General features: G+C 66.6%; 21 protein-coding genes. 10 read left to right on the top strand and 11 right to left on the bottom strand.

The window, feature by feature from the left end; genetic code table 11:
* The first annotated feature begins 475 nt into the window (after positions 1-475).
* The 9 genes from E8M01_RS07445 to E8M01_RS07405 all read left to right on the top strand — a co-directional run bounded on the left by E8M01_RS07445 (position 476) and on the right by E8M01_RS07405 (position 12,937).
* A complete protein-coding gene (locus E8M01_RS07445) occupies positions 476-1,333 on the top strand; it encodes a hypothetical protein (protein WP_136959548.1) in 858 nt (285 codons plus the stop codon).
* 124 nt (positions 1,334-1,457) lie between these two features.
* A complete protein-coding gene (locus tag E8M01_RS07440) occupies positions 1,458-3,467 on the top strand; it encodes a hypothetical protein (protein ID WP_136959547.1) in 2,010 nt (669 codons plus the stop codon).
* Between the two features lie 61 nt (positions 3,468-3,528).
* Complete coding sequence (locus E8M01_RS07435) at positions 3,529-5,595, top strand: type I secretion system permease/ATPase (RefSeq protein ID WP_136959546.1); 2,067 nt, start codon at positions 3,529-3,531, stop codon at positions 5,593-5,595.
* 49 nt (positions 5,596-5,644) lie between these two features.
* A complete protein-coding gene (locus E8M01_RS07430) occupies positions 5,645-6,988 on the top strand; it encodes an HlyD family type I secretion periplasmic adaptor subunit (protein WP_246088629.1) in 1,344 nt (447 codons plus the stop codon).
* Positions 6,989-7,099: 111 nt separating this feature from the next.
* Complete coding sequence (locus tag E8M01_RS07425) at positions 7,100-7,402, top strand: hypothetical protein (protein ID WP_136959545.1); 303 nt, start codon at positions 7,100-7,102, stop codon at positions 7,400-7,402.
* A 158-nt stretch (positions 7,403-7,560) separates the two neighbouring features.
* Complete coding sequence (locus E8M01_RS07420) at positions 7,561-8,592, top strand: ABC transporter substrate-binding protein (RefSeq protein ID WP_246088628.1); 1,032 nt, start codon at positions 7,561-7,563, stop codon at positions 8,590-8,592.
* Between the two features lie 33 nt (positions 8,593-8,625).
* On the top strand, positions 8,626-9,651 hold the full coding sequence (locus E8M01_RS07415) for an ABC transporter substrate-binding protein (protein WP_136959544.1): 1,026 nt from the start codon (positions 8,626-8,628) through the stop codon (positions 9,649-9,651).
* Between the two features lie 11 nt (positions 9,652-9,662).
* Positions 9,663-11,879, top strand: coding sequence for an ABC transporter permease (locus E8M01_RS07410; protein ID WP_136959543.1), 2,217 nt, complete (start codon positions 9,663-9,665; stop codon positions 11,877-11,879).
* Positions 11,876-12,937 (top strand): ABC transporter ATP-binding protein, encoded by a 1,062-nt coding sequence (locus E8M01_RS07405; RefSeq protein ID WP_136959542.1) that lies wholly within the window; start codon positions 11,876-11,878, stop codon positions 12,935-12,937. The genes E8M01_RS07410 and E8M01_RS07405 overlap by 4 nt, the downstream gene beginning before the upstream one ends.
* 24 nt (positions 12,938-12,961) lie before the next feature.
* Here the strand turns inward: E8M01_RS07405 and E8M01_RS07400 are convergent, their stop codons facing one another.
* The 7 genes from E8M01_RS07400 to E8M01_RS07375 are packed head-to-tail and all read right to left on the bottom strand — an operon-like array spanning position 12,962 to position 17,783.
* On the bottom strand, positions 12,962-13,855 hold the full coding sequence (locus tag E8M01_RS07400; RefSeq protein ID WP_136959541.1) for an amidohydrolase family protein: 894 nt from the start codon (positions 13,853-13,855) through the stop codon (positions 12,962-12,964).
* Between the two features lie 20 nt (positions 13,856-13,875).
* The gene (locus E8M01_RS07395) at positions 13,876-14,676 is read right to left on the bottom strand and encodes an SDR family NAD(P)-dependent oxidoreductase (protein ID WP_136959540.1); all 801 of its coding nucleotides are present in this window, start codon (positions 14,674-14,676) and stop codon (positions 13,876-13,878) included.
* Positions 14,673-15,191, bottom strand: a complete 519-nt coding sequence (locus tag E8M01_RS07390; protein ID WP_136964492.1) for a carboxymuconolactone decarboxylase family protein — start codon at positions 15,189-15,191, stop codon at positions 14,673-14,675. Before E8M01_RS07390 ends, E8M01_RS07395 begins: the two co-directional genes overlap by 4 nt.
* A 17-nt stretch (positions 15,192-15,208) precedes the next feature.
* Positions 15,209-15,361: a hypothetical protein gene (locus tag E8M01_RS35015; RefSeq protein WP_170181819.1), complete on the bottom strand. Its 153-nt coding sequence runs from the start codon at positions 15,359-15,361 to the stop codon at positions 15,209-15,211.
* 21 nt (positions 15,362-15,382) lie between these two features.
* The gene (locus tag E8M01_RS07385) at positions 15,383-15,988 is read right to left on the bottom strand and encodes a DUF4286 family protein (protein WP_136959539.1); all 606 of its coding nucleotides are present in this window, start codon (positions 15,986-15,988) and stop codon (positions 15,383-15,385) included.
* 8 nt (positions 15,989-15,996) lie between these two features.
* The gene (locus tag E8M01_RS07380) at positions 15,997-16,809 is read right to left on the bottom strand and encodes an alpha/beta fold hydrolase (RefSeq protein ID WP_170181818.1); all 813 of its coding nucleotides are present in this window, start codon (positions 16,807-16,809) and stop codon (positions 15,997-15,999) included.
* Between the two features lie 5 nt (positions 16,810-16,814).
* Positions 16,815-17,783, bottom strand: coding sequence for a Bug family tripartite tricarboxylate transporter substrate binding protein (locus E8M01_RS07375; RefSeq protein ID WP_136959537.1), 969 nt, complete (start codon positions 17,781-17,783; stop codon positions 16,815-16,817).
* Between the two features lie 195 nt (positions 17,784-17,978).
* On the opposite strand from E8M01_RS07375, the gene E8M01_RS07370 reads away from it, so the two are divergent.
* A complete protein-coding gene (locus E8M01_RS07370) occupies positions 17,979-18,941 on the top strand; it encodes a LysR family transcriptional regulator (protein ID WP_246088627.1) in 963 nt (320 codons plus the stop codon).
* On the opposite strand, the gene E8M01_RS35310 is transcribed toward E8M01_RS07370, so the two are convergent.
* The 4 genes from E8M01_RS35310 to E8M01_RS07350 all read right to left on the bottom strand — a co-directional run bounded on the left by E8M01_RS35310 (position 18,915) and on the right by E8M01_RS07350 (position 22,387).
* On the bottom strand, positions 18,915-19,280 hold the full coding sequence (locus E8M01_RS35310) for a TfoX/Sxy family protein (protein ID WP_215908864.1): 366 nt from the start codon (positions 19,278-19,280) through the stop codon (positions 18,915-18,917). The two genes, E8M01_RS07370 and E8M01_RS35310, sit on opposite strands and share 27 nt — an antisense overlap.
* An 84-nt stretch (positions 19,281-19,364) precedes the next feature.
* Complete coding sequence (locus tag E8M01_RS07360) at positions 19,365-20,561, bottom strand: ABC transporter substrate-binding protein (RefSeq protein WP_136959536.1); 1,197 nt, start codon at positions 20,559-20,561, stop codon at positions 19,365-19,367.
* Positions 20,558-21,613, bottom strand: coding sequence for an N-acetylglucosamine-6-phosphate deacetylase (locus tag E8M01_RS07355; RefSeq protein ID WP_136959535.1), 1,056 nt, complete (start codon positions 21,611-21,613; stop codon positions 20,558-20,560). Before E8M01_RS07355 ends, E8M01_RS07360 begins: the two co-directional genes overlap by 4 nt.
* A 27-nt stretch (positions 21,614-21,640) precedes the next feature.
* Positions 21,641-22,387, bottom strand: coding sequence for a glucosamine-6-phosphate deaminase (locus E8M01_RS07350; RefSeq protein WP_211596704.1), 747 nt, complete (start codon positions 22,385-22,387; stop codon positions 21,641-21,643).
* Positions 22,388-22,509: the final 122 nt, after the last annotated feature.

The following is a 22,509-nucleotide window of genomic DNA, read 5'->3' as shown; positions in this document are numbered from 1 at the left end:
TGGGCTCAGTTTATGGGTGCTGTCGGGTAGCGATAACCCAATCCAGGCCTATGGCCGCAGCCTTCGGGCGACCTTCAATTCCACGCCAGACCGGAATGTAGCCGCAGGCACATCGCCTGTGCCGGCGGGCGCGTCGCGTCCGTGCCGGCTTCGCCTTCCGCATCCGGTGCTCAGATCAAACTCTTACGGGCAATGCGTCCTCCGACGCCGTGTATCCGGCTGTTTCGTATCCGCGGCGGGCGACGTCCGTCAGTGGAAGCGGCGGAGATTTGCCCGTTCCACGACAACCAGGGAGGTCATCATGCCCGGGTAGCTCAGGAGCCCAAGACCGCAGAGCAGCATTCATTCATTCTGTTGCATCGCGTTTCAATCAGCCGAAGCAGACACACAGGCCTCATGGTTTGTGCCGCGACCCAGAAGAGACGCGGACAAGCGCTAAGGTTCTGGTGTCTCCATCTTCGATGAGGAGATCACCATGCCTACACAGGCTCAACTCCAAGCCCAGCTCGAAGCACAGGCTCAGCTCCAGGCGGAACTCCAGGCGCAGAAGCAAGGCCAGGGTCAAGGTCAAGGCCAAGGCCAAGGTCAAGGCCAGGGTCAAGGCCAAGCTCAGGGCCAAGGTCAGGGCCAGTATCAACATGCCGCTCAGTCGGTTGATACGTCCGTCTGGAACGACAACGCCAACCTCAATGGCAATGTCAACCTGAATGGCAATGGCAATCTGAATCTCAACGGCAATGCCAATATCAACGAGAATACCAATACCAACACCAACACTGTCGACGTGGATGTCACCGTCGATGTCGGGGTCACGGCTCGTCTCACCCCGCCGGAAGACAACGATGTCATCGATATCGACTATATCCAGAGCATTGACGATAGCGTCGTGATGCCGGATGTGGTCTGGCAGACCCTCAACGATGGCAACAACTTCAATATCGACCAGATCAACAATCTGGCCGATAACGATTCGCTGTCCAATCCCTCCGTGTCCTATTCCGGCACCAATAGCGGTGGCGGCGGTGGCGGCGGCGGTGGTGGCGGCGGCGGCGGTGCCCTCGGCGGCGCCGGCGGCGCCGGCGGCGATGGCGGCGGTGGCGGCGACGCCGGCAATTTCGCCTTGACCGCGACGGCGAGCGGCGGCAGCGCGGTAGGTGCCGTGCTCGGATCGATCACCGGCGATGATGGCAACCTCTCGGGTATCGGCGCCACAGCCGCCAACACGACGCTGACCCAGGAAGCCTTCACCCAGACGATCTCGATGGGTTCGAACGTCCAGTTCAACCAGATCGACCAGAACGTTGCCGGTGGCGACGTCCTCGACAGCTTCTGATCACCGTCCTGACGACTGGGTCCGCGCGCCGTCACGCGCGGGCCCGCACTGTCCTGCGAACATCGTGATCCTTCGGGCCGGCGGCTTCGTATCGGAGGCGACGGGCCGATGAATGCTGCGTCGAGTGCGTCAGGAGGCGGTCATGCTATCCGGTAGCTTCACCGAAACCATATGGCATTTTGCCGGCTATCTCCGGATCTTCGAGGACACCTGGCGCGACCCGGAGCGCTATGACGGGAATGACCAGGCCCGGATCCGCGAAGACGCCTTCTCGCATCGGCAATCCGGGCTCAATCGGTTCGAGGATGATGAACTCGAAGGCAAGGCAACGCGGCCGCCGGCGGTCGAGTTGTCGGAGCCACCTGTCGCGCAAGGTGCCGTTTTGCGCGCGGACATGCCGGTTGCGAAATTGGCGATGCTCCCGTCGCCCAAGGTCGAGGCGGCTGCGGCGCCCAAAATCCAGCCGGCCACTATTCAGGCCGAGGTCCATTCCGGGCGAGCGATCAGCGTCGAATATACGACCGACGTTGCGCAACTGAAGCTGGACATTCGCCAGCTCAACACCATGACCGACAACGATCGCGTCACGGACAATGACGTGGTGATCGTCGGTGCGTCCGATCAATCGGCCGATCTCAGCCCGCCAAACACCGCCGCGTCGCTGGATGCGATGGTGCGCGCCGCCGAGGGGTCTACGCCTGCTTCGCTTGTCCTGCCCATTTCGGGTGGCGGTGCCCTGCTTCCCGGCTTCGTCGCCGAGCGCGACGCGCAGTGGAAGGCCGGCGCCGATTCAGCCTCGGACTGGTCCGGACATCGGGTCGAGGCCGGCCGCTATGTCGATGGGGTGCTCACTCAGGAGGCCGTGGCGAAACCGGCTGAGGCGCCGTCGCTCGAACCTGCCGCCATCGCCGTTACCGAGATTGCCGGCAATACCGCGACCAGCACATTGACGGGCCCGAGCCATGGTATCGGCACGACGGCTGTCGTCGGTGCCAACGCGGTGCAGAACGTCGCCGTCATCTTCGATGGTTCGGAGATGACCGGCTCGCTGATCGTCACCGGCGATGCCTTCTTCAGCAAGGCGATCATCCAGGTCAATATTTTCGTCGACAGCGACTATGTCGAGGCGAGCGCTCCGGCCGCGCTCCAGGCGCTGTCCGCCTCGGGCAACGAGGTGCACAACATTGCCGAGTTCGTCACGCATGAATCGACCATCAAGGTCGCCGGGGCATTCGCCACCGCGCGTTGGAAGGTCGATTCCCTGGACGGAAATTTCTACGATGTGAAGTCGATCCAGCAGACCAATCATCTCGTAGACAACGACATCACCGTCCAGGAGACCAATTCGAGTTTTTATGCGCTCAGCACCGGTGAAAATCTCGACATCAATTTCGTCAAGCTCATCGATATCGGCCACTACGACATCATTGTCATCGCCGGCGATTACCATCGGGCCGATTGGATATTTCAGAAAAACATCGTCATCGATGCAGACTATGTGAAATTGTTTCTCGGCGCGGAGAAGCAGGGCGGGTCGCAGACCGTCGCCACCGGGCTGAACGCGCTGACCAATGACGCCACCATCGAGACCTATGACGCCAAGGCCTTCGGCGACATCAGCCCGTTGCAGCAACAGCTCATCGATGCGCTCGACCGGGGCGATAAGGTGCTGACCCCGAATGCCGACTGGCATCTCAGCGGCAATCTCTCGGGAAAGCTCCATATCCTCTACATCAAGGGCGACTACTGGGACGTCAACGTCATCGCCCAGACCAACGTCATCAGCGACACGGACCTTGCGGTCCAGCAGGGACTGCTCCCGGCGGCCGGCACCGGCGTAACTCAGGGGGTCGTCTCCGGCGCGAATACCGTGGCCAACGACGCCAGGATCATCGATGTCGGGACGCTCGCCGATTCCCAATATCTGGGCGGCGAGGCCTATGAGGAGAGCATCCTGGTCCAGACCAACATCATCACCGACGAGGACCAGGTGGTCACCCACGACACCGAACTGCTGGTGTCCGAGGTCGTCGTTTTTGTCGGCGCCGAAAGCCAGGACCAAGAGCCCGACAGCACGCCATGTTCCGTTCCAGACCCGGCCAACCACGATAGCCTGGGCAATGTCATGACCTGATGCGCCAGCGACGAGGCCCGTCGCGCCGGCATTCCCGCCTTTGGGAGAGAGGGGACCAGTCATGAATCGCGATGACGATCGGTCAGCCGACGGCAGCAAGGATGGCCGGGCAGTTCCATCGGGCTGGTCAGGGTCGCCCAACGGCCATGGCATCGGGCCTGCCGGCGGCTTGCCCCGGGCCGACGCTTTCGCGCCTTTTTCCTCCACACGCCCGGCGACACCTCCGCCAATCCCACCGTTGCCGGTCGCGTCGGACGCCGCCTCCGTTGCGCCTCTCGATGGTGTGACGGGGGTGGCGACGTCGGTCGCGCCTGCCGCCGGTCGGCAGGTGGCCGAGAACAAAGCGGCCCCGCGCATGGTCCAGCGCACCGCTGACGGCGATTTCAGGCAGGTGCTGAGCAAGGGGCTGGCGGGGGTCAGGCGCAACCTGGTCACCGTTGCGATCTTCTCGCTCGTGGTCAATCTGCTGGTTCTGGCGATCCCGATCTATCTGTTCCAGATGTCCGATCGGGTGCTGACCAGCCGCAGCATCGATACGCTCATCATGCTGACGATCATCGTCATGATCGCAGTTCTGGCCCATGTGCTGCTCGACATGATGCGCCGCTATATCCTGACGCGCGTCGCGGTCGACGTCGAAGCCCGGCTTGGCGCACCGGTTCTCGCCGCCGCCGCCCGGTCGGCCCAGAACGGCTCCAGCCGCGAATTTCAGATCCTGTCGGATCTCCAGAACATCAGAAGCTTCCTGACCGGGCCGGTGCTGCTCACCATGCTCGATGCTCCGGTGGCCCCGGTCTATTTCCTGGTGGTTTTCCTGATCCATCCGGATCTCGGTTACATCGTCGTGGCGGCCGGCCTGATCCTGTTCGTTCTCGCCTATATCAACCAGAAGATCACGGCGGTGTCCTATTCGCGGGCGAGCGCCTTCAGCGTGCGGGCCAATCTCCAGGCCGACGCCATGGCGCGCAATGCCCAGGTGATGAACGCCATGGGCATGATCCCCGAAGGCGTCAGCATATGGGGGCGGGAAACGGCGGAATCGCTGCGGGCGCAGGTGATCGCGCAAGATCGCAACGTGCTGATGACCGGCCTGTCGAAATTCACGCGCCTGGGGACCCAGATCGGCATGCTCGGCTGGGGCGCCTGGCTGTCGCTCGCCGGCCAGTTGACCGGCGGCATGGTGATCGCCTCGTCGATCGTCGCCGGTCGTGCGCTGGCGCCGCTGGAAGGCACGATCGAGGGGTGGCGCAGCTTCATCCATGCGCGCGCCGCCTACGCCCGCATCCAGCAATTGCTGCAGACCTCGCCGCTGAACATGGAGCGCCTGCGCCTGCCGCAGCCGGAAGGGCGTCTCGACGTCGAGCGCATTCTCTACGTGCCGCCGCCGAACAAGAAGGTGATCCTGAACGGCATTACCTTCTCGCTGCATCCCGGCGAGTCGCTGGCGATCGTCGGCGCCTCCGGCTCCGGCAAGTCGACACTCGGCAAGATGCTCGTCGGTTCGATCATGCCCACGGCCGGCAGCATCCGGCTCGACCATATGGACCTGAAGAACTGGGATCCGCGCCAGTTCGGCGAGAGTGTCGGTTATCTGCCGCAGGATGTGCAGCTGTTCCCCGCCTCGATCAAGGCGAACATCGCGCGGATGCGCGACGACGCCAGTGACGAGGACGTGTTTGAAGCCGCCGCGATCGCCGATGTGCACGAGATGATCGCGCAATTCGCGCAAGGCTACGAGACGCAGATCGCCATGGATGGCAGCCCGCTGTCGGGCGGCCAGAAGCAAAGGATCGGCCTGGCGCGGGCCTTTTTCGGCAATCCGCGACTGGTCGTCCTGGACGAGCCGAACTCGAACCTGGATACGCCCGGCGAAATGGCGCTGGCGCGTGCCATCGAACAGGCCAAGCGGAAAGGCATCACCGTGCTGGCGATCACCCAGCGTCCGGCCCTGCTGCGCAGTGTCGACAAGATCATGATGATCAAGGATGGGGCGGTTCAAGCCATCGGGCCGCGCGACGAGGTCATCCCGCTCGTCACCGGTCAGCGCCCGCTGCCGGCTGCGACCGCATCGTCCCCCATAACGCCGCCCGCGGCGCCAGCCGGCGGCCTCGCCCCGGCGCAGGCCTAGGAGACAGTTCGCGGAAGACCGCAGTTCAGGACACGGCAGGAGGTCGTCAGTGGCCCACAGTCTCGTCATTCCACCGACCTGGTATGCCACCTTGCCGCGGGCCACCAAGGTCCCGACGGTCTTGGGCATCCTGATCATCGGTTTCGTGGTCCTCGGCTTCGGCGTCTGGGGCAATACCGCGCCGATCTCCGGCGCGGTCGTCACGTCGGGCGCTTTCGTCGCGACCGGCCAGAACAAGACGGTTCAGCACTTCGAAGGCGGGGTCATTCGCGAGATCCTGGTGCGCGAGGGCGACATCGTCGTGCCGGGCCAGACGCTGGTCATCCTGGACGACACCGCGCCACGGGCGGAACTGCGCCGCCTGGAACTGCGCGAAGCGCGACTTTCAGCGATCGAGGCCAGGTTGAAGGCGGAAATCTCCGACCAGGATACGCTGCGCTTTCCGCCCGGCCTGCAGAGCCGGGGCGGCGATCCCGAGGTTGCGACGCTCCTGGGCATGCAACTGATTACCTTCACGGCGCGCCGGAACATGGTGAACTCCGACGTCGTCGCCCTGGAAAGGGCGATTGACGGCATCGAGGAACGAATCCGGGGCACGAGAACGCAGCTGAGTGCCGTCGAGCGGCAGGCCGTTCTGATCGCGGAGGAGCTGAAGGGCAAGGAGCAGCTGATGGGCCAGGGGCTGATCCGGCGTCCCGAGGTTCTGGCGATCCAGCGGGCTCACGCCAATCTGCAGGGCGAGGTCGGCCGGCTGATCGGCGAGCTCGGCGATCAGCGCGAGCGGATCGGCCGGACCCGCGAGCAGATTGCCGGTGTGCGCAAGACGGCGGTCAAGGCGGCGGTGGAACAGCTCCACGAAACCGGTGGCGAGTTGAACGACGTCCGGGAACGCATGCGGACGGCGCGCGGCGTGCTCGACCGCATGCGGATCGACGCGCCGGTCCGGGGCTCCGTCGTCAAGCTGCGCTACCACACGTCGGGCGGCGTCATCGAGGCGGGCAAGGCCATTCTCGAGATCGTGCCGCTGCAGGATGAGCTGATCATCGAGGCGCGCGTCCGGCCGCAGGACATCGACAAGGTGAAGCGCGGCAAGCACGCGATGGTCAGGCTGACCGCACTCAACCAGCGGATCACCCCGATGATCGCCGGCGAGGTCATCTACCTCTCTGCCGATGCGCTGCCGGATGAAAGAAATCGCCAGCCGGCACAGCCGAGCGACCTCTATGTCGTGCGTGTCCGGCTGCAGCGCGACGATGTCGACACAATACCCGACTTCGAACCGACGCCGGGAATGCCGGCGGAAATCTATATCCAGACGGCCGAACGGACCTTCTTCGAATATCTGATGCAGCCCCTGAAGGACAGCATGTCGCGAGCCTTCAGGGAGAGATGAGCCACCGGCGGGAAGCCGATGCGATCGGATCCGGCCGGTGCTGACGACCGCGCCCCCCGGGATCGGTGATGTCGATCGTGCAGAGCAGGATCCTCCGACGGAGCGACTCCCATGGCAGGCCGGTCATCACTGCGGTGGATCCTGGTTCTGGACATTGCCGCGCTGCTGGCGCTCGGCTTGATCCCGGCTCTGGCGATCGCGGCCCTGCTGGCGCTTCGTCAGGTCGACCGGCAGGTGACGCTCCGCCAGGCGAACCCCATTCAGATCATCACCCGCGACGATTTCGACCATGCCCATAGCGTGTTCAACGGCGCCCGGGCCTGCGGCAGCGAAGCCCCGGGGGCTACCCGGCCATGCCCGCCCAAGGCGTCCGGGGCCGATGCCGGTCAACGTCCAGCCGTCGGCACCAAATAGATCGAAGCGTCGCGCCTCCGGGCCGGGGCGACGAGGCTGAGCGACGCGGATCGCTCGAGATGCCCGTGACACTATCGTGACAATCCCGTGACAAGGCTGCCAAGCCATTCTAATCCTAGCGTCAAGGTCCGATCAAAAAGGGCCACGGAGGCGACGCTATGACGGGAATGAAAAGGGTTGTCTGCGCGGCGATCGCGCTGGCCTCGGCGGCATCGACGCCGGCTGGGGCGCAGGGCGCGCTCAACCTCTATTGCTCGGTTCAGGTCGAGTGGTGTCAGGCCATCGCCACGAATTTCCAGCGTGACACCGGCATCCGCGTCAGCATGACCCAGCGCGGCTCGGGTGAGAACCTCGCCGCCATCCGTGCCGAAGCGCAGAACCCGCGCGCCGACGTCTGGTTCGGCGGTACCGGCGACCCGCACCTGGCGGCGGCGGAAGAAAACCTGACGCAGGATTACGAGAGCCCGAACAGCGCGCAGCTTCAGCCCTGGGCGCTGACCCAGTGGCGCCAGTCCAATCGGCGCGCTGTCGGGGTCTACGCCGGTGCCATCGGTTTCGGCTTCAACACAGAGCTGCTCGGGCGCAAGAATATCGCCAGCCCGCGCTGCTGGGCCGATCTGGTCGATCCACGCTTCAAGGGCGAGGTTCAGCTGGCCAACCCGAATTCCTCGGGCACCTCCTATGTGATCATCGCGACGCTGGTGCAGTTGATGGGCGAGGACCAGGCCTTCACCTATCTGCGCCAGCTGCACCCGAACGTGAACGCCTATGCGCGCGCCGGCACCGGCCCGATCAAGGCGGTGGCGCGTGGCGAGACCGCTGTGTCGTTGTCATTCGTCCATGACGCTGTGGTCGAACGGAACGCCGGCTTTCCCGTCGACTATGCCACGCCCTGCGAAGGCACCGGCTTCGAGATCGGCTCCATGTCGATCCTGCGCGGCGCGCGCAATCTCGCCCAGGCCCGGCGGTTCTACGACTGGGCGCTGACCGCCGATGTCCAGCGTCTCGGTTATGACGTCGGCCGGCAATTGCAGACGCCGTCGAACCGGGCGACGCCCTTGCCGCCGAATGCACCCGATCTCACCCGGATCAAGCTGATCGACTACGATTTCGCCAGATATGGCCGCTCCGCCGAACGGCGCCGGCTGATCGAGCGCTGGGATCGCGACGTCGGCAGCCTGCCGCGCTGAACCCTGTTTCGCACCTCCGACAGAGGCTTTCCCATGCTGCTTCGATCGATCCTCGGCGTCGCGCTGGCGCTGGTCTGCGGGCAAGTGACGCCCGCACGCGCCCAGGGCCAATTGAACATGCTCTGCGCGCCGCAGGCCGACTGGTGCGAGGCGATCGCCACGGCGTTTCAGCGCGAGACCGGCATCCGGGTCAACATGACACGCAAGTCGACAGGCGAAATCCTGGCGCAGGTTCGCGCCGAGGCGCAGAACCCGCGCACCGACATCTGGTTCGGCGGCTCGGCCGAACTGCACTTCGCGGCGGCGGAAGAGAACCTGCTGCAGGCCTATACCTCGCCCAACATGGCCGAGCTCCATCCCTGGGCGCAGCGCGTCCATGCCCAGTCGAATGGGCGCTGTGTCGGCGTCTCCTCGGGCGCCATCGGGATTGCCGCCAATACCGAGCTGCAGACGCGCAAGAACCTGCCGGAGGCGCAGAGCTGGGCCGATCTGCTGAAGCCGGACTATCGCGGCGAGATCCAGCTGCCCAATCCGAATTCTTCGGGCACGGCCTATACGATCATCGCCGGCCTGGTTCAGCTCTGGGATGAGGATCGGGCCTTCGATTACCTGCGCCGGCTGCATGCCAATGTGAACGCCTATACGCGTTCGGGCGCCGCCCCGATCCAGGCGGTGGCGCGCGGCGAGACCGCGCTTGCCGTCACCTTCAACATGGAAGCCCAGTCGGTGATCCAGGCCGGCTTCCCGGTCGCCGTCACCTATCCGGCCGAGGGGACAAGCTACGAGGTCGCCTGCCTGTCGATCATTCGCGGCGCGCGCAATGTCGCCGCCGCCCGGCGCTTCTACGACTGGTATCTGACGCCGGCCGCGATGGATATCGCGTCCAAGGCCAACCAGTGGCATGTCCCGGCGCATCGCGGCGCCACCCCGGATCCGCGGGTGCCGGACATGAGCAAAATCAAGCTCATCGACTATGACATCGCGACCTATGGCGCGAGCCAGATGCGGCGGCGGTTGATCGACCGGTGGGACCGCGAGATCGGTTCGCTGCCGCGGTGAGGGCAGGGCCGATGTTCGCCCGCAGCTCTTTGTCGTTCTGGTTCATCGCCGTGATCGGGACGGTCGTGGTGCCCTGGCACATGCAGCAGTCGGGGCTCGAACTCGCCGGCCTCGTCGGGTTCGGGCAGTCCGATCCGGAGGCGGCATCCGCCTTGTGGCAGGCGCTGGCGCATCGACGCTTCTGGTTCTGGCCGGTGATCGCGGCGCTGCTTGTCGCTCTGCTCGGGGCCTTGCCGGACACCTGGCCTTGGCTCGGCGGCGGCCGGCGCGCGACCCTGCTGCTCGCTGGCGGCGGGCTCGGGCTTGTGGCCATCGGGCTGCAGGGCCTCGCCATCGGCATCCAGGGCTGGTCCTGGGCATGGCTCGAGGCCCTGTTCGGCGACCTCGGCGACCGGCAATTCGGCATCGGCCTCGGCGGCACGCTCGCTGTCGTCGGTTGTCTCGTGCTGTTCACCGACGGACTGGCGTTGAAGGGCCTGTTCCGGGGCGACCGCTTCATCGCTGGCACGGTCGGCATGCTGGTCCTGTCGATCGCCATTTTCACCGCTTGGCCGGTCGGCAATATTCTCGGCCAGATGTTCATCCCGCGCGGTGACCTCGGCATAATCGGCTCGTTCGCCGAACGCCTCGTCGACGGCAAGATCTGGGGCCTTGGCTGCGTCACCCGGGGGGCCAATTGCGGGGTGTTCTGGAACACACTGACCCTGGCCATCGCGACCGCCAGCGCCGCTACGCTTCTCGGCCTCTGCTTCGCGCTGATCGTCACCCGCTCGCGTTTTCCGGGACGGCGCGCCATGCGCCTGCTGACCGTTCTGCCGATCATCACGCCGCCTTTCGTCATCGGTCTCGGGCTGATCCTGATCTTCGGCCGGTCGGGCGTGCTCAACCAACTGGTCGAGGCGGTGAGCGGCGTTGCGCTCGGCCGCTGGATCTACGGCTTCAGCGGCGTCTGGCTCGCCCAGGTCTTCTCGTTCACGCCGACCGCCTTCCTGGTGCTGATCGGCGTCGTCGAAGGCATTTCGCCAAGCATGGAAGAGGCCTCGCAGACGCTGCGCGCCAGTCCGATGCGCACCTTCAAGACGGTGACCTTGCCCTTGATGCTGCCCGGGCTCGCCAATGCCTGGCTCGTCGTCTTCGTCGAGAGCCTCGCCGATTTCGGCAATCCGATCGTGCTCGGTGGCTCCTTCGGCGTGCTGTCGACCGAAATCTTCTTCGCGGTGGTCGGAGCGCAGCAGGATTTCGGCCGTGCCGCCGTGCTCGCCAGCATCATGCTGGTCATGGCGCTGGTGGCCTTCATGCTGCAGCGGGTCATCGTCGGCACGCGGTCCTATGTGTCGATGACCGGCAAGGGCGACAGCGGCCTTCCGACGCCGCTGCCGGCACCGGTCAGGCGGCTCGCCTTCGCCATCGCCATTCCCTGGGCGGTGCTGACGCTGACCGTCTATGCGATGGCGCTGGCCGGCGCCTTCGTGAAGGTCTGGGGCCGCGACTGGACGCTGACGCTCGACCATTTCCGGCGTGCCTTCGCGGTCGAATGGGCGCGCGACGGCGCGATCCTGTTCGCCGGCGGCGCCTGGCATTCGCTCGGCACCACGATCGGGCTCGCGACGATTGCCGCACCGATCACCGCTGGCATAGGCCTGCTTGCCGCCTGGGTCTTGAGCCGGCAGAGCTTCGCCGGCCGCACCGCGCTCGAATTCGCGCTGATGCTGACCTTTGCGGTGCCCGGCACGGTGATCGGCGTCGCCTATATCCTGACCTTCAACGTGCCGCCGCTGGAGATCACCGGCACGGCGGCCATCCTGATTGCCTGTTTCGTGTTCCGCAACCTGCCGGTCGGCGTGCGTTCGGGCGTCGCGGCGATGAGCCAGCTCGACAAGTCGCTGGATGAGGCCGCGACGACCTTGCGCGCCTCGACCTTCCGGACGCTGCGCACGATCGTCCTGCCGCTGATGAAGCCGGCGATCGTTACCGCGCTCGTCTATTCCTTCGTGCGCGCCATGACGACGGTCTCGGCGGTCATCTTCCTGGTCTCGGCGGAATATGAGATGGCGACCGTGTTCATCATCAACCGGGTGATCAATGGCGATTATGGCCTCGCCATCGCTTATTGCGCGGTTCTGATCGTGCTGATGATGGCGGCGATCGGGCTCATTCAACTGCTCGTGGGCAACAGAAAACTCGGGCGGCGCGGCGCCGCGCCGATCGTTGTCGGAGGTCGCGCGTGACGAACAAGACCGGCGCCGAGGTTCGCCTGCAGGGCATCGCCAAACGATATGGTCAGGTGACCGCGGTCAAACCGCTCGACCTGATCATCGAGGGTGGCACGCTGGTCACGCTGCTCGGGCCTTCCGGCTGCGGCAAGACGACGTTGCTCAGGATGATCGCCGGGCTCGAACAGGCTTCCGAAGGCAAGCTGTTCATCGGCGGCAAGGATGTGACGCTGCTCTCGGCCGGCGAGCGCAATGTCTCGATGGTGTTCCAGAGCTATGCGCTGTTTCCGCATATGAGCGTGCTCGACAATGTCGCCTATGGGCTGATCTCCTCGGGCGCGGCCAAGCGTGACGCCCATGCCAGAGCCGAACTGACGCTCGAGACGGTCGGACTGAAAGGCTTCGGCCGGCGCCTGCCTTCGGAACTGTCGGGGGGCCAGCAGCAGCGGGTTGCCGTCGCCCGTGCCCTGGTGCTCGAGCCCGATGTGCTGCTGTTCGACGAGCCTCTGTCCAATCTCGATGCACGCCTGCGCCGCTCCATGCGCGAGGAGATCCGCGCGCTGCAGCAGCGGCTGGGCCTGACCGTCGTCTATGTCACCCATGACCAGTCGGAGGCACTCGCCGTGTCCGACACGATCGTGGTCATGCGCAATGCCGAGATCGCCCAGGCCGGCAGCCCGGCGCGGCTTTACGCGATGCCCGACAACGTCTTCGTCGCGACCTTCATGGGCGAAGCCAATGCGGTGAAAGGCCGGATCGAGGCGATATCAGGCGATCAGGCGACGGTTGCTCTCGACGAGGTCAGGCTGACCTTGCCGCATCGTGGCCTGCCGCTGGGGCCTGTCGACGTGGTCATCCGGCCGGAGGCGATCAGCCTCGATGATCCCGGTCAGGCCGGGCTCGCCGGCACCGTCGCGCGCGGCACCTATATGGGCTCGCACATGGAATATCACCTGGCGACGTCGCTCGGCGACCTCTTCGCCATCTGTCACGACCGCCTGGCGGCGCGTGAGGTCGGCGCCAAGGTCACCGTTCGCCTGGCGCCGGAAGGGGTGATCGCGGTCAGGCCGTGACCCCGATCGCGTTAGCGATCGTTATCAATTGAAACCGAACAGCCGCGCCGGATTGGCGACGAGCAGTTTGTGGCGGGCCGCTTTGTCCGGGGCGATCCCGGCGATCAGGTCGACCAGGTCGCCGTCGTCGGGCATGGGGCCGTGAAGATTGGGGTGGGGCCAGTCGGTGCCCCAGACGACCTGATCGGGTGCATGCGCGGCGAGGGCCCGGGCAAAAGGCAGGGCGTCGTCGTAAGGGGCTGCCTGCCGGGACAGGCGATCGACGCCGCTCAGCTTGACCGAGATCCGGCTACCTTCGAGCAGTTTCAAGAGCGTCGCGAAGGCCTGGCCCGCCCGCCCCTCGCGGATATCGAAACGCGCCATGTGGTCGATCACCACAGGCACGCGGATCGACCGGATGAGCTCCTCGCAGGCGATCAGGTCGGCGCCGGTGACATGGACGGCGAAGTGCCAGCCATGGGGCGCGACCAGCCGCTCGACATGGCGGATCAGGCTCTCCGGCGGATAGCCGCCGAGATGCGGCAGGAAATTGAAGCGGGCGCCGCGCACGCCGGCCTCATGCAGATCGGCGACGTCGGTCGCGGTCGCCGCCGCGCCGAGCAGGGCGACGCCGCGATAGCGGCCCGCGCCGGTTCGAAGCGCGTCGATCAGGGCTGCATGGTCGGCGCCGTGGCAGGCCGACTGGACGATCACCGCGCGGTCGAAACCGAGATGATCGTGCAGAGCTCTCAACCGCTGCTCGGGCATGTCGTGGGGCGTGAAGCTGCGCCCGGCCGCATAAGGAAACCGGTGATGCGGACCGAAGACGTGGCAATGGGAATCGCAGCTTCCCGGCGGCAAGCGCAGGTGCGGCCGGCGCGGCGCGGCCAGAGGCGGTGGAATGGTCGGCTCGGGCGAAACGAGGGACGTGTCGGTCATGGCAGGAGCTCTCACGAGACTTAGTCGCAGCGGGCGGTCATGCCGCCATCGACGACGATCTCGGTTCCGGTAATGAAACGGGCTTCGTCGGACGCCAGGAACAAGGTCGCATTGGCGGTGTCGCGGCCGTCACCCATGAAGCCGAGCGGAATGCGCGCGACGCGCTGCTTGAGGAGAGCCTCGACATTGCCGCCAGCGCGCTGGCCGGCCAGGCGTGCCTCGACCATCGGGGTGTGCAACTGGCCGGGAACCACGGTGTTCACGCGGATGCCGTGTTCGCCATATTGCACCGCCAGCACCCGTGAGAATTGGATGACCCCGGCCTTGGCGGCGGCATAAGCGACCTGCGCCGCGCCGGTCCAGCGCAGGCCCGAGGTCGAGGCGGTGTTGACGATGGTGCCGCCGTGCTGGGCGACCATGATCGGCAGCACGTGTTTGCAGGTGAGGAACACGCTTTTCAGGTTGAGATCGATCTGCGCGTCCCAAGCGGCTTCGCTGAGCTCGACCGGGCCGCCGGGGGCCGAGCCGCCGATATTGTTGACCAGCACGTCGATGCGGCCGAAGCGGGCCATGCCAGCCGCGACCATGGCCGTGACGTCGCCAGCCCGGGTCGCGTCGCAGGCATAGGGCGTGATGCGGTCGGCCAGATCGCCGGCCCGCGCCAGGGTTTCGTCGAGCGCCAGCCGGTCGCGATCGACGGCAAAGACATTCGCCCCCTGTTCGACGAACGCCACCGCCGTCGCACGGCCATTGCCCCAGCCCGAGCCGACAGAGCCGGCACCGGTGACGATGGCGACCTTGCCCTGCAGCCGGCCACTCATGGCCGCAGTTCCGGGCGCTCGCCTTCGGGCAAGCCGATCTCGAAGGCGTTCAGGGTCATGGCGACCAGCGTGTAATATCCGAGCACGCCAACCAGTTCGACCACACCGCGCTGGCCGAGCACCTTGACCGCCTCCGCATGCAGGGCGTCGGGCACGACGGACGTCTGGTGCAGCGCGCGGGCATAGTCATGGACGATGCGCTCGGCCTCGTCCTTGAACGGCGGCGGCCGCCGCTCGGCGATGGCCGCGATGATCTCCGGCGCAAGGCCAGCCTTCAGCGCCTCGGAGCGGTGGGCGTACCATTCGTATTGCGAGGTCCAGTGGCGCGCCGTCACCAGGATCGCCAGTTCGGAGAGCCTTGGCGCCAGCGTCGTGTCGTAACGCAGGAAGGCGCCGAGCCGCTGGCCATGGCGGGCCAGTTCCGGGCTCTGGATCCAGGCCCGCATGGGCGCCGGCATGCGGCCGCGCTTGCCCGCGACCGCCTCGTCATGGACCGCCCGCTGCTCGGATGTCATCTCGTCAAGTCCCGGTGTCACCAGCCGCACCACATGTCCTCCTTGGCCTCTTGCCCCGTGGCAGCCGTCGCCTCGGCCCGTGGCGCAACCTGCGCCACCGCCGGGGCGACCAGCAGAACGGTCGCGATCAGCACGATGATCCGATATCGCATGGCCCGGTCTGCCTGCATCTGGTCTCCAGGTCGCGCCGGTCAGCTGCGTCGGTAGGGCGCGTAAATGTTGAGGATCTCGGCGCCCCGGCCATCGACGGCGCCGATCGCGTGGCGCAGGTCGTCGGCACCGACCGGCTGGTTGAAAGCCGAGACGAGCCAAAGGTCGTCGCCATCATCGGCCATCGGGCGAAAGGCGCGCACCTGGGCCGCCGCGGGCAGCGCTTCGAGACGCGCTCCAAGCGCCGTGATGACCGCCGGTTCATCGGCCTTGCCGATGCCCGGATATTTCGCCAGCGCGAGGCGCGTGGTCGGCGCCGCCGTGATGATCGCGTTGCCGGGCGAGACCTGACGGGCGACCAGCCTGTGCCGGCCGATCATGCGCGGCAGGATGCGGCGGCTCCAGGGCGTGGCGTTGGCGCCCGAGACGGCGCGATAGTCCGGCGTCTGAAGCGCCTCGGCCGAGGCGAGATCGTAAAGCGCCAGCCAGCGCGGCCAGCCATCCAGGCAGACGAAGCGCCGGCCGGTCTCGAAGCCGGGGAGGGCCGAGCGCTGGGGGAAATGCTCGCTGTCGTACCAGTCGTTGAATTCCTCCTCGAGGCCTGCCGGAGGTTCCATCATGACGAGCAGCAGGGCTTTGTGGGACACGGGCGGCCTCACGGGTGAAGAGCCACGGGGGCCAGGCGGGAATGGGCCGTGGTGAAGTCTTCGACATGGCGCGCGACCGCGCCGGGCGCCTGGACGGCCATGAGATGGCCGCTGGCCACCTCGGCGAAATGGCCGTCGCGAAACCGGGCGGCGAGCGCGCGCAGGTCTTCGGCCGGCCGCAGCGGATCCATGGTCCCGGCGAGCACCAGGCAGGGGATGGCGAGCGCACCGATGACGGTAGCGAGATCGGTCGCCGCCAGCAGCCGGTTGGCCGCGGCATAGCTCACCGGATCATTGGCGATGAAGCGTTCGCGGTAGCTGGCGAAGCGCTGGATGTCGGGGCGCAGCGCGGCCGGGAACGAGCGATCGAGTGTTGCCTCGGCGATGGCCGCCATGCCGCCTTCGAGGCAGGCTTCGGCGCGGGCCTCGAGATAGGCCCGGCGCGCGTCATCGGCGCTGACGGCCGGCGCCAGGAGCACCAGGCTCGCCACCCGGTCCGGATGCCGCCCGGCATAACCGAGTGCGATCAGCGCGCCAGCCGCGGCGGCGACCAGATTGAGGGGATGCGGCAGGCCGAGATCGGCGACCAGCCGGCCGAGATCGGCGACATGCTGGTCGAGCGTCGCCGGGCGCGGCGGCGTTTCGGACCGGCCGGCGCCACGCTGATCGTAGCGTAGCACATGGGCCGCGGTGTCGAGGCCGGGCGCGACCGCGTCGAAGCTTTCCAAGGAGCCGCCGAGTTCGTGGATCAGCACGATGGTCCGGCTGCCGGTGCCGGAGACGCGGTAAGCAAGCCCATGCAGCATGGGCGGAGCGGGCATGGAGGTCATCGGGCGCGCGCGCCGGAGGCCGCGACCACCGCCGCCCATTTGTCGATTTCGCTCTTCAGATAGGCGGTGAATTCTTCGGCTGAATTGCCGACCGCGATGGCGCCCTGTTCGGCGAGCTTGGCCCTGACATCGGCAGCCTGCAATCCCGCGACCATCGCGGCGCGCAGCTTGGCCAGCACCGGCGCCGGCATGCCGCGCGGTCCGATCATGGCGTACCAATTGTCGGCCTCGACCGCGGGAAAGCCGAGCTCGGCGGTGGTCGGCAGATCGGGCAGCGCCGCCACCCGCTGGCGCGAGCCGACCGCAACCGCCCGGACCGCGCCGGATTGGACATGCGGCAGCAGCACCGCGATATCCATGAACATCATCTGGATATGGCCGCCGATAATGTCGTTCACCGCGGGGGCAGCGCCCCGATAGGGCGTGTGGACGATGTCGATGGCGGCATGGCGCTTGAGCAATTCGCCGGCGAGATGGGGCATGCTGCCGGGCCCGGAGGAGGCAAAATTGAGCGTGCCCGGGCGAGCGCGGGCCAGCGCCACCAGTTCGGCGAGGTTGGCCGCCGGCAGGTTCTTCGCCACCACCAGCAGTTCGGGCACGCGGGCGGCGAGCGTCAGCGGCTCCAGGTCCTTGACCGGGTCGTAGCCGAGCCCGTCCTGCAGGCTCGGGCTGATCGCCAGCGCGCCGGCGGTGCTGATGCCAATGGTGTAGCCGTCGGGCTCGGCGCGCGCCACGGCGAGCGTGCCGGTGGCGCCACCGGCGCCGCCGCGGTTCTCGATCACCACAGGCTGGCCGAGGCTCGACGCCATTTTCTCGGCGACCAGCCGGCCGATGATGTCGGCGGGGCCGCCGGCCGGAAACGGCACGATCAGCCGGATCGGCCGGGTCGGAAAATCCTGCGCCACCGCGCTCGCAGGCAGGCCGGGCAAGAGCACCGCCAGCACAAGGCCGAACCATCTGATCATCATCGTCTCCCCGGACCGGATCGAAGCCGCCGGAATTCTTGCAAGTCTCGATTCTTGGGCATCCGGCTCGACCATGTCCGCTCGATAGTGCCAGCCGGCAGCGGCCAATGACCAAAACCTTCTTGCGATGGCATTTCATGCCGTAGCGGCATAGCTTGATCGAGATATGCTGATGTGGTGCGGAAGGTTTCTGCCTTGGATCTGAGAAAGCTGCGCTATTTCGCTGCCGTCGCCCGTGCCGGCAGCTTCAGCCGGGCGGCGGAGGACTTGCGCATCGCCCAGCCGGCGCTGAGCCGGCGGGTGCGCGAACTGGAAGACGAACTCGGCAAGCCGCTGCTGGTGCGCCATGGCCGCGGCGTGCGCCTGTCGGCGACCGGCGCGGTCATCCTGCAGCGCGCCGAAGAAATCGATCATCTCGTCGCGCAGCTGCGCATCGATGCCGATGATGGCGCCGAGGCCATGCGCGGCAGCATTTCACTCGGTGTGCCGCCGGTGGCCGGCTTGCTGATGGTGCCGGCGGTGGTCGCGCGTTTCGCCGCGGCGCGGCCGGATGTCGCTTTGCACGTGCGTGAGGGCATCAGTTCGCTGATCCACGAATGGCTCGGCGAGCAAAGGATCGATGTCGGCGTCGTCTACAATCCGCTGCCGGTTGAAGGCACCCATGTCGTGCCGGTGCTGCGCGAGCGCATGGTGCTGGTCGGGCCGCCGGATGGCGGCGATGCCGCGCCGCTGCCGCTGGAGATCCGGATCAGGGATCTGGCCGACCTGCCTTTGATCATGCCGAGCCTGCCGCACAACAACCGGCGGGTGCTGGAACAGGCGGCGGCGCAGCACGGCATTCGCCTGCGCATTCGCTCCGAGGTCGACAGCGTGGCGCTGACCAAGGCGCTGGTCGGCGCCGGCCGCGGCTACACCATGCTGACCTATGCCTCGGTCCATGATGCGGTGATGCGCGGCGAGTTGACGGCGCGGCGCCTCGACCGGCCACCGATCGTCGCAACGCTGGCCATCGCCATGCGCAAGGACCGGCGGACGGCGCCGCTCGCCCGGGAACTCTCGGCGACGCTCACATCGGTCATGGCGGAACTGGTCGCGTCGGGAGGCTGGCGCGGCGCCCGGGTCTTGTCCGCGTCAGCCGAGGCCCCGCCCGACTGGTGACGCCCCGACGAAGGCGATCGCCTCGCGCGCCAGGCCCGCCCAGTCGGGCTCGTCGCCGATCAGCGAAGCCCATTCCTTCATCGGACGGCCATGGCCGGGGTCGAAGCGCTCGGCCAATCCGGCCGCGACGAGTGCGTCGACGCGCGGCTTGGGCAGCTTCACGACCAGCCGGCCGCCGACCAGCATGGCGAAGATCTTGCCGCCGACCTTGAGGCCGTAGGAGGCCATCATCGTGCCGTGGCTGACGCGGCTGTCGTCCACGAACAGGTCGGCAATGGCCGTGAAGCGAGGATCCTCGATCATCGCGCGCTTGCCGGTCGAGGACGGCGGCTTCGCCATGGGCGCTCCTCCGGATCTCCGCCGCGATCAGAAACGATCGGCCGGCCGCGCGCAAGGCGCTGCCGGCCGGACCACCTTCGCAGGTCAGCGCGGCCGCTTGGAGCCGACCAGTTCGTCCCAGCGGCGGAAGGCCAGCACCATCTTGTCCGGCTTCAGCGGCAGCTCGATCGGGTTGTTGGCGATCAGGTCGGCATATTCCGGCCGGCCGAATTCGGCGATCACCTCCTGGCTGCGGCGCGGCGCCATGGTGATCGGCACGTTCCGGACCGCGGGACCGGGATAGAGATAGCCCTCGTCATATGCATAGGCTTGCGCCTCGGGCTTCAGCACATGGGCCATCAGGTCGAGCACGACTGCCAGGCGATCGTTCGGAATGCCCTTGGGCACGCACATGAAAAAGGCGTCCGAGACCCAGTGGAACCCTTTCAGCGTGCCGATCATCGCCGATTTCGGCACGATGCCCAGCGCCCTCGGATTGATGTCCCAGCCGGTGGTGGTGATGATGATGTCGCGCGAGCCCTCGCCGAATTCCTTCATCGTGACGCCGGTGCCGGCCGGGTAATAGTCGATGAACTGGCCGATCTCCTGGAGATAGGCCCAGGTCTTGTCCCAGCCGCCGATCGGATCCTGCGGGTCCTTGTCGCCGAGGATATAGGGCAGCCCCATCATGAAGGTGCGGCCGGGGCCGGAATTGGCCGGCCGGGCATACATGAACTTGCCCGGATTGGCCTTGGCCCAGGCGAGCAGTTCTTCGGCCGTGGTCGGCACCGCCTTGACCCGCTCGGGCGCATATTCGATCAGCGGGCCGGAGGGGTAATAGTTCACCACCACGCCGAAGCCGTCGCCCTGGGCCTTGTGCAGGGCGAGCGCGGCGGGCTCGTAATTCGCTTCGATATCGGGAAATTTCGCGGCGAAATCCGGCAGGATCTTCAGCCAGAGGTTCTGCTCGAGGCCGGCGGCGAGGCCGTCGCTGCCGGTCAGCACCAGGTCGAGATCGGAGCGCCCGGCATTCTGCTGCGCCTTGATCTTGCTGGCGAGTTCGGGCGCCGGCGCCTTCACGAAGACGATGCGCGAGACCAGGTTGGGTTTGGCCGCGGCATAGTCCTCGAACGCCTTCTGCATCAGGGCGAGCGCTCCGCCGACATCGATGACGCTGATCACCACAGGTGAGCGCGGCATGGCCGGCACCGCGGCGCGGGCGCCGGATCCACCCATGGCGACCGTGGCGGTCAGGCCGCCCAGCACGGTGCGCCGGTCCAGATTGCCAATCCGTGACGTCATCTCAAGTCTCCCCTCCTGGTGTCATGTGCGGATGCCGGATAGTTGCGTTCGAAGCCGGCGAGGCTGAGGCGCCGGACATGGAGATCGTCGGACCAGGTGACCTGGCTTTCCGGCAGCCGAAGGCCATGGGCGTCGAGCGCCGGCGCGATGAGCGCGAGCGGCCGGCTCGAGGCCATGGCGATGGCTTCGTCTGATGTTGCGAGGCCCCAGGCGACGACATTGCGCAGCGCCTGGTCGAGGCAGAGCGACGAGCCGGCGAGCAGCTTGCTGTCGGCGAGGCGCACCGTGCCATCGGCCGAACGATCGATGTCGGTGCCGGCGAAACGGTAACGGCCCGGTTCGGCCGCGGCCGCGGCGACAGCGTCGGTGACCAGGATCGACCGCGCGAGGCCCTTGGCCCGGATCAACACTTTCAGGGCCTTGGGGTGGATATGGATGCCGTCGGCGATGAAGCTTGCGGTCAGCTGGTCTTCGGCGAGTTGGGCGACGATCGGATTGGCCAGCTTGTGGGTGGTCTGCGGCATGCCGTTGCCGAGATGGGTCGACAGGCTGGCGCCGGCCGCGGCCGCGGCCTGGACCTGATCGAAATCGGCCGCGGTATGGCCAAGCGCGACGACGCGGCCGGAACCCCGGAGTGCCGCGATGAGAGCGAGCGCGCCATCGATTTCCGGGGCCATCGTCACCATCAGGATCGGCCGGCCGAGCACGGCCTGCAGCCGGTCGATCAGGCGAGGATCCGCCGCCGTCATGGCCTCGGGCGGATGGCAGCCGGAAAAGCCCGCGACCGGACTGAGGAAAGGCCCTTCCAGGTGATAACCAGGGCACATCAGAGGGCCGAGCCGGCTCGCCTGGATCGCCGTGTCGAGCGCCTTGAACCTGACCTCGAGTTGATCGGGATAGGCGGTGATGACGGTCGGCAGGCAGGTCGTCACGCCGGTGCGCAGCATGGCTTCCAGTGCGTGGTCGAGCGCGGCCGCGGTGATCGTGCCGGAATTGAAATCGACGCCGGCGAAACCGTTGACCTGGAGATCGACGAGGCCCGAGGACAGCATGGGTCTATATCTCCATCCGGTCCGAGGTCAGCGGCGCTGCAACAGCGATGCGGCGGCGGGGTCGAGCAGCAGCACGGCGTGAGCATGCTGCTGCAGGATCGAGGCGGGATGGGCGGGGCTCACCGCGCCCTCAACCGCATGGCGCACGGCCTCGGCCTTGCGCTGGTCGGGCACTGAGAGGACGATCAGTCGGCTCTTCAGGATCTGTCGGATGCTCATCGAGATGGCGCGCGCCGGCACCGCCTCGAGGCTTGGAAACCAGCCTTCGCCGAGCTGCTGGCGGCGGCAGGCCTCATCGAGCGTCACCACGATGAACGGCGCCTCGGTGTCGAAATCGGCCGGCGGATCGTTGAAGGCGAGATGGCAGTTCTCGCCGATGCCGGCAAAACAGACATCGATATGCCGGTCGCCGATCAGGTCGTTCAGCCGCCGGGCTTCGGCCTCCGGATCGGCCGCGTCGCCGTTGACCGGCACAAATTCGACCGCGCCGTTCAAGGGTTGGACGAAGCGTTCGAGGAGATATTTGCGGAAGCTCGCGGGATGGCTCTCAGGTAGTCCGACATATTCGTCGAGATGGAAGGCGGTGACCTTCGACCAGTCGATATCTTGCGCGCCGACCAGATGTTTCAGCGTGTCGAACTGGCTCGCCCCGGTGGCGACCACGATGGTCGCATGGCCAGCCTCGGCAATGGCCTTGCGGATGGCATCCGCGCCGAGTGCGGCGGCGGTCGCGCCGATGGCCTGCTTGTCCTCGACGATACGGATCTCGATCATGCTAATTTTGAACCTCGAAGACATAAATCGTTTCATTTATGATCTACGAAGTTTATGAGCGTGGCGGGGAAAGGCAATCTCTATTTCGAACGCTTGCGTTCTAAATAAAATGCGCATTGCAA

The sequence above is a fragment of the Phreatobacter stygius genome (assembly GCF_005144885.1).
In the GTDB taxonomy this organism is placed as follows: domain Bacteria; phylum Pseudomonadota; class Alphaproteobacteria; order Rhizobiales; family Phreatobacteraceae; genus Phreatobacter; species Phreatobacter stygius.
The sequence above is the reverse complement of the archived record's forward strand: the minus strand, read 5'-3'. Positions and strand labels throughout refer to the sequence as shown.

Coding starts and splice junctions, on each gene's coding strand:
- E8M01_RS07445 (WP_136959548.1), top strand. CDS start 476: ATGCCTACACAGGCTCAACTCCAAGCCCAGCTCGAAGCACAGGCTCAG.
- E8M01_RS07435 (WP_136959546.1), top strand. CDS start 3,529: ATGAATCGCGATGACGATCGGTCAGCCGACGGCAGCAAGGATGGCCGG.
- E8M01_RS07425 (WP_136959545.1), top strand. CDS start 7,100: ATGGCAGGCCGGTCATCACTGCGGTGGATCCTGGTTCTGGACATTGCC.
- E8M01_RS07420 (WP_246088628.1), top strand. CDS start 7,561: ATGACGGGAATGAAAAGGGTTGTCTGCGCGGCGATCGCGCTGGCCTCG.
- E8M01_RS07415 (WP_136959544.1), top strand. CDS start 8,626: ATGCTGCTTCGATCGATCCTCGGCGTCGCGCTGGCGCTGGTCTGCGGG.
- E8M01_RS07410 (WP_136959543.1), top strand. CDS start 9,663: ATGTTCGCCCGCAGCTCTTTGTCGTTCTGGTTCATCGCCGTGATCGGG.
- E8M01_RS07400 (WP_136959541.1), bottom strand. CDS start 13,855: ATGACCGACACGTCCCTCGTTTCGCCCGAGCCGACCATTCCACCGCCT.
- E8M01_RS07395 (WP_136959540.1), bottom strand. CDS start 14,676: ATGAGTGGCCGGCTGCAGGGCAAGGTCGCCATCGTCACCGGTGCCGGC.
- E8M01_RS07390 (WP_136964492.1), bottom strand. CDS start 15,191: ATGACATCCGAGCAGCGGGCGGTCCATGACGAGGCGGTCGCGGGCAAG.
- E8M01_RS35015 (WP_170181819.1), bottom strand. CDS start 15,361: ATGCAGGCAGACCGGGCCATGCGATATCGGATCATCGTGCTGATCGCG.
- E8M01_RS07380 (WP_170181818.1), bottom strand. CDS start 16,809: ATGCCCGCTCCGCCCATGCTGCATGGGCTTGCTTACCGCGTCTCCGGC.
- E8M01_RS07375 (WP_136959537.1), bottom strand. CDS start 17,783: ATGATCAGATGGTTCGGCCTTGTGCTGGCGGTGCTCTTGCCCGGCCTG.
- E8M01_RS35310 (WP_215908864.1), bottom strand. CDS start 19,280: ATGGCGAAGCCGCCGTCCTCGACCGGCAAGCGCGCGATGATCGAGGAT.
- E8M01_RS07360 (WP_136959536.1), bottom strand. CDS start 20,561: ATGACGTCACGGATTGGCAATCTGGACCGGCGCACCGTGCTGGGCGGC.
- E8M01_RS07355 (WP_136959535.1), bottom strand. CDS start 21,613: ATGCTGTCCTCGGGCCTCGTCGATCTCCAGGTCAACGGTTTCGCCGGC.
- E8M01_RS07350 (WP_211596704.1), bottom strand. CDS start 22,387: ATGATCGAGATCCGTATCGTCGAGGACAAGCAGGCCATCGGCGCGACC.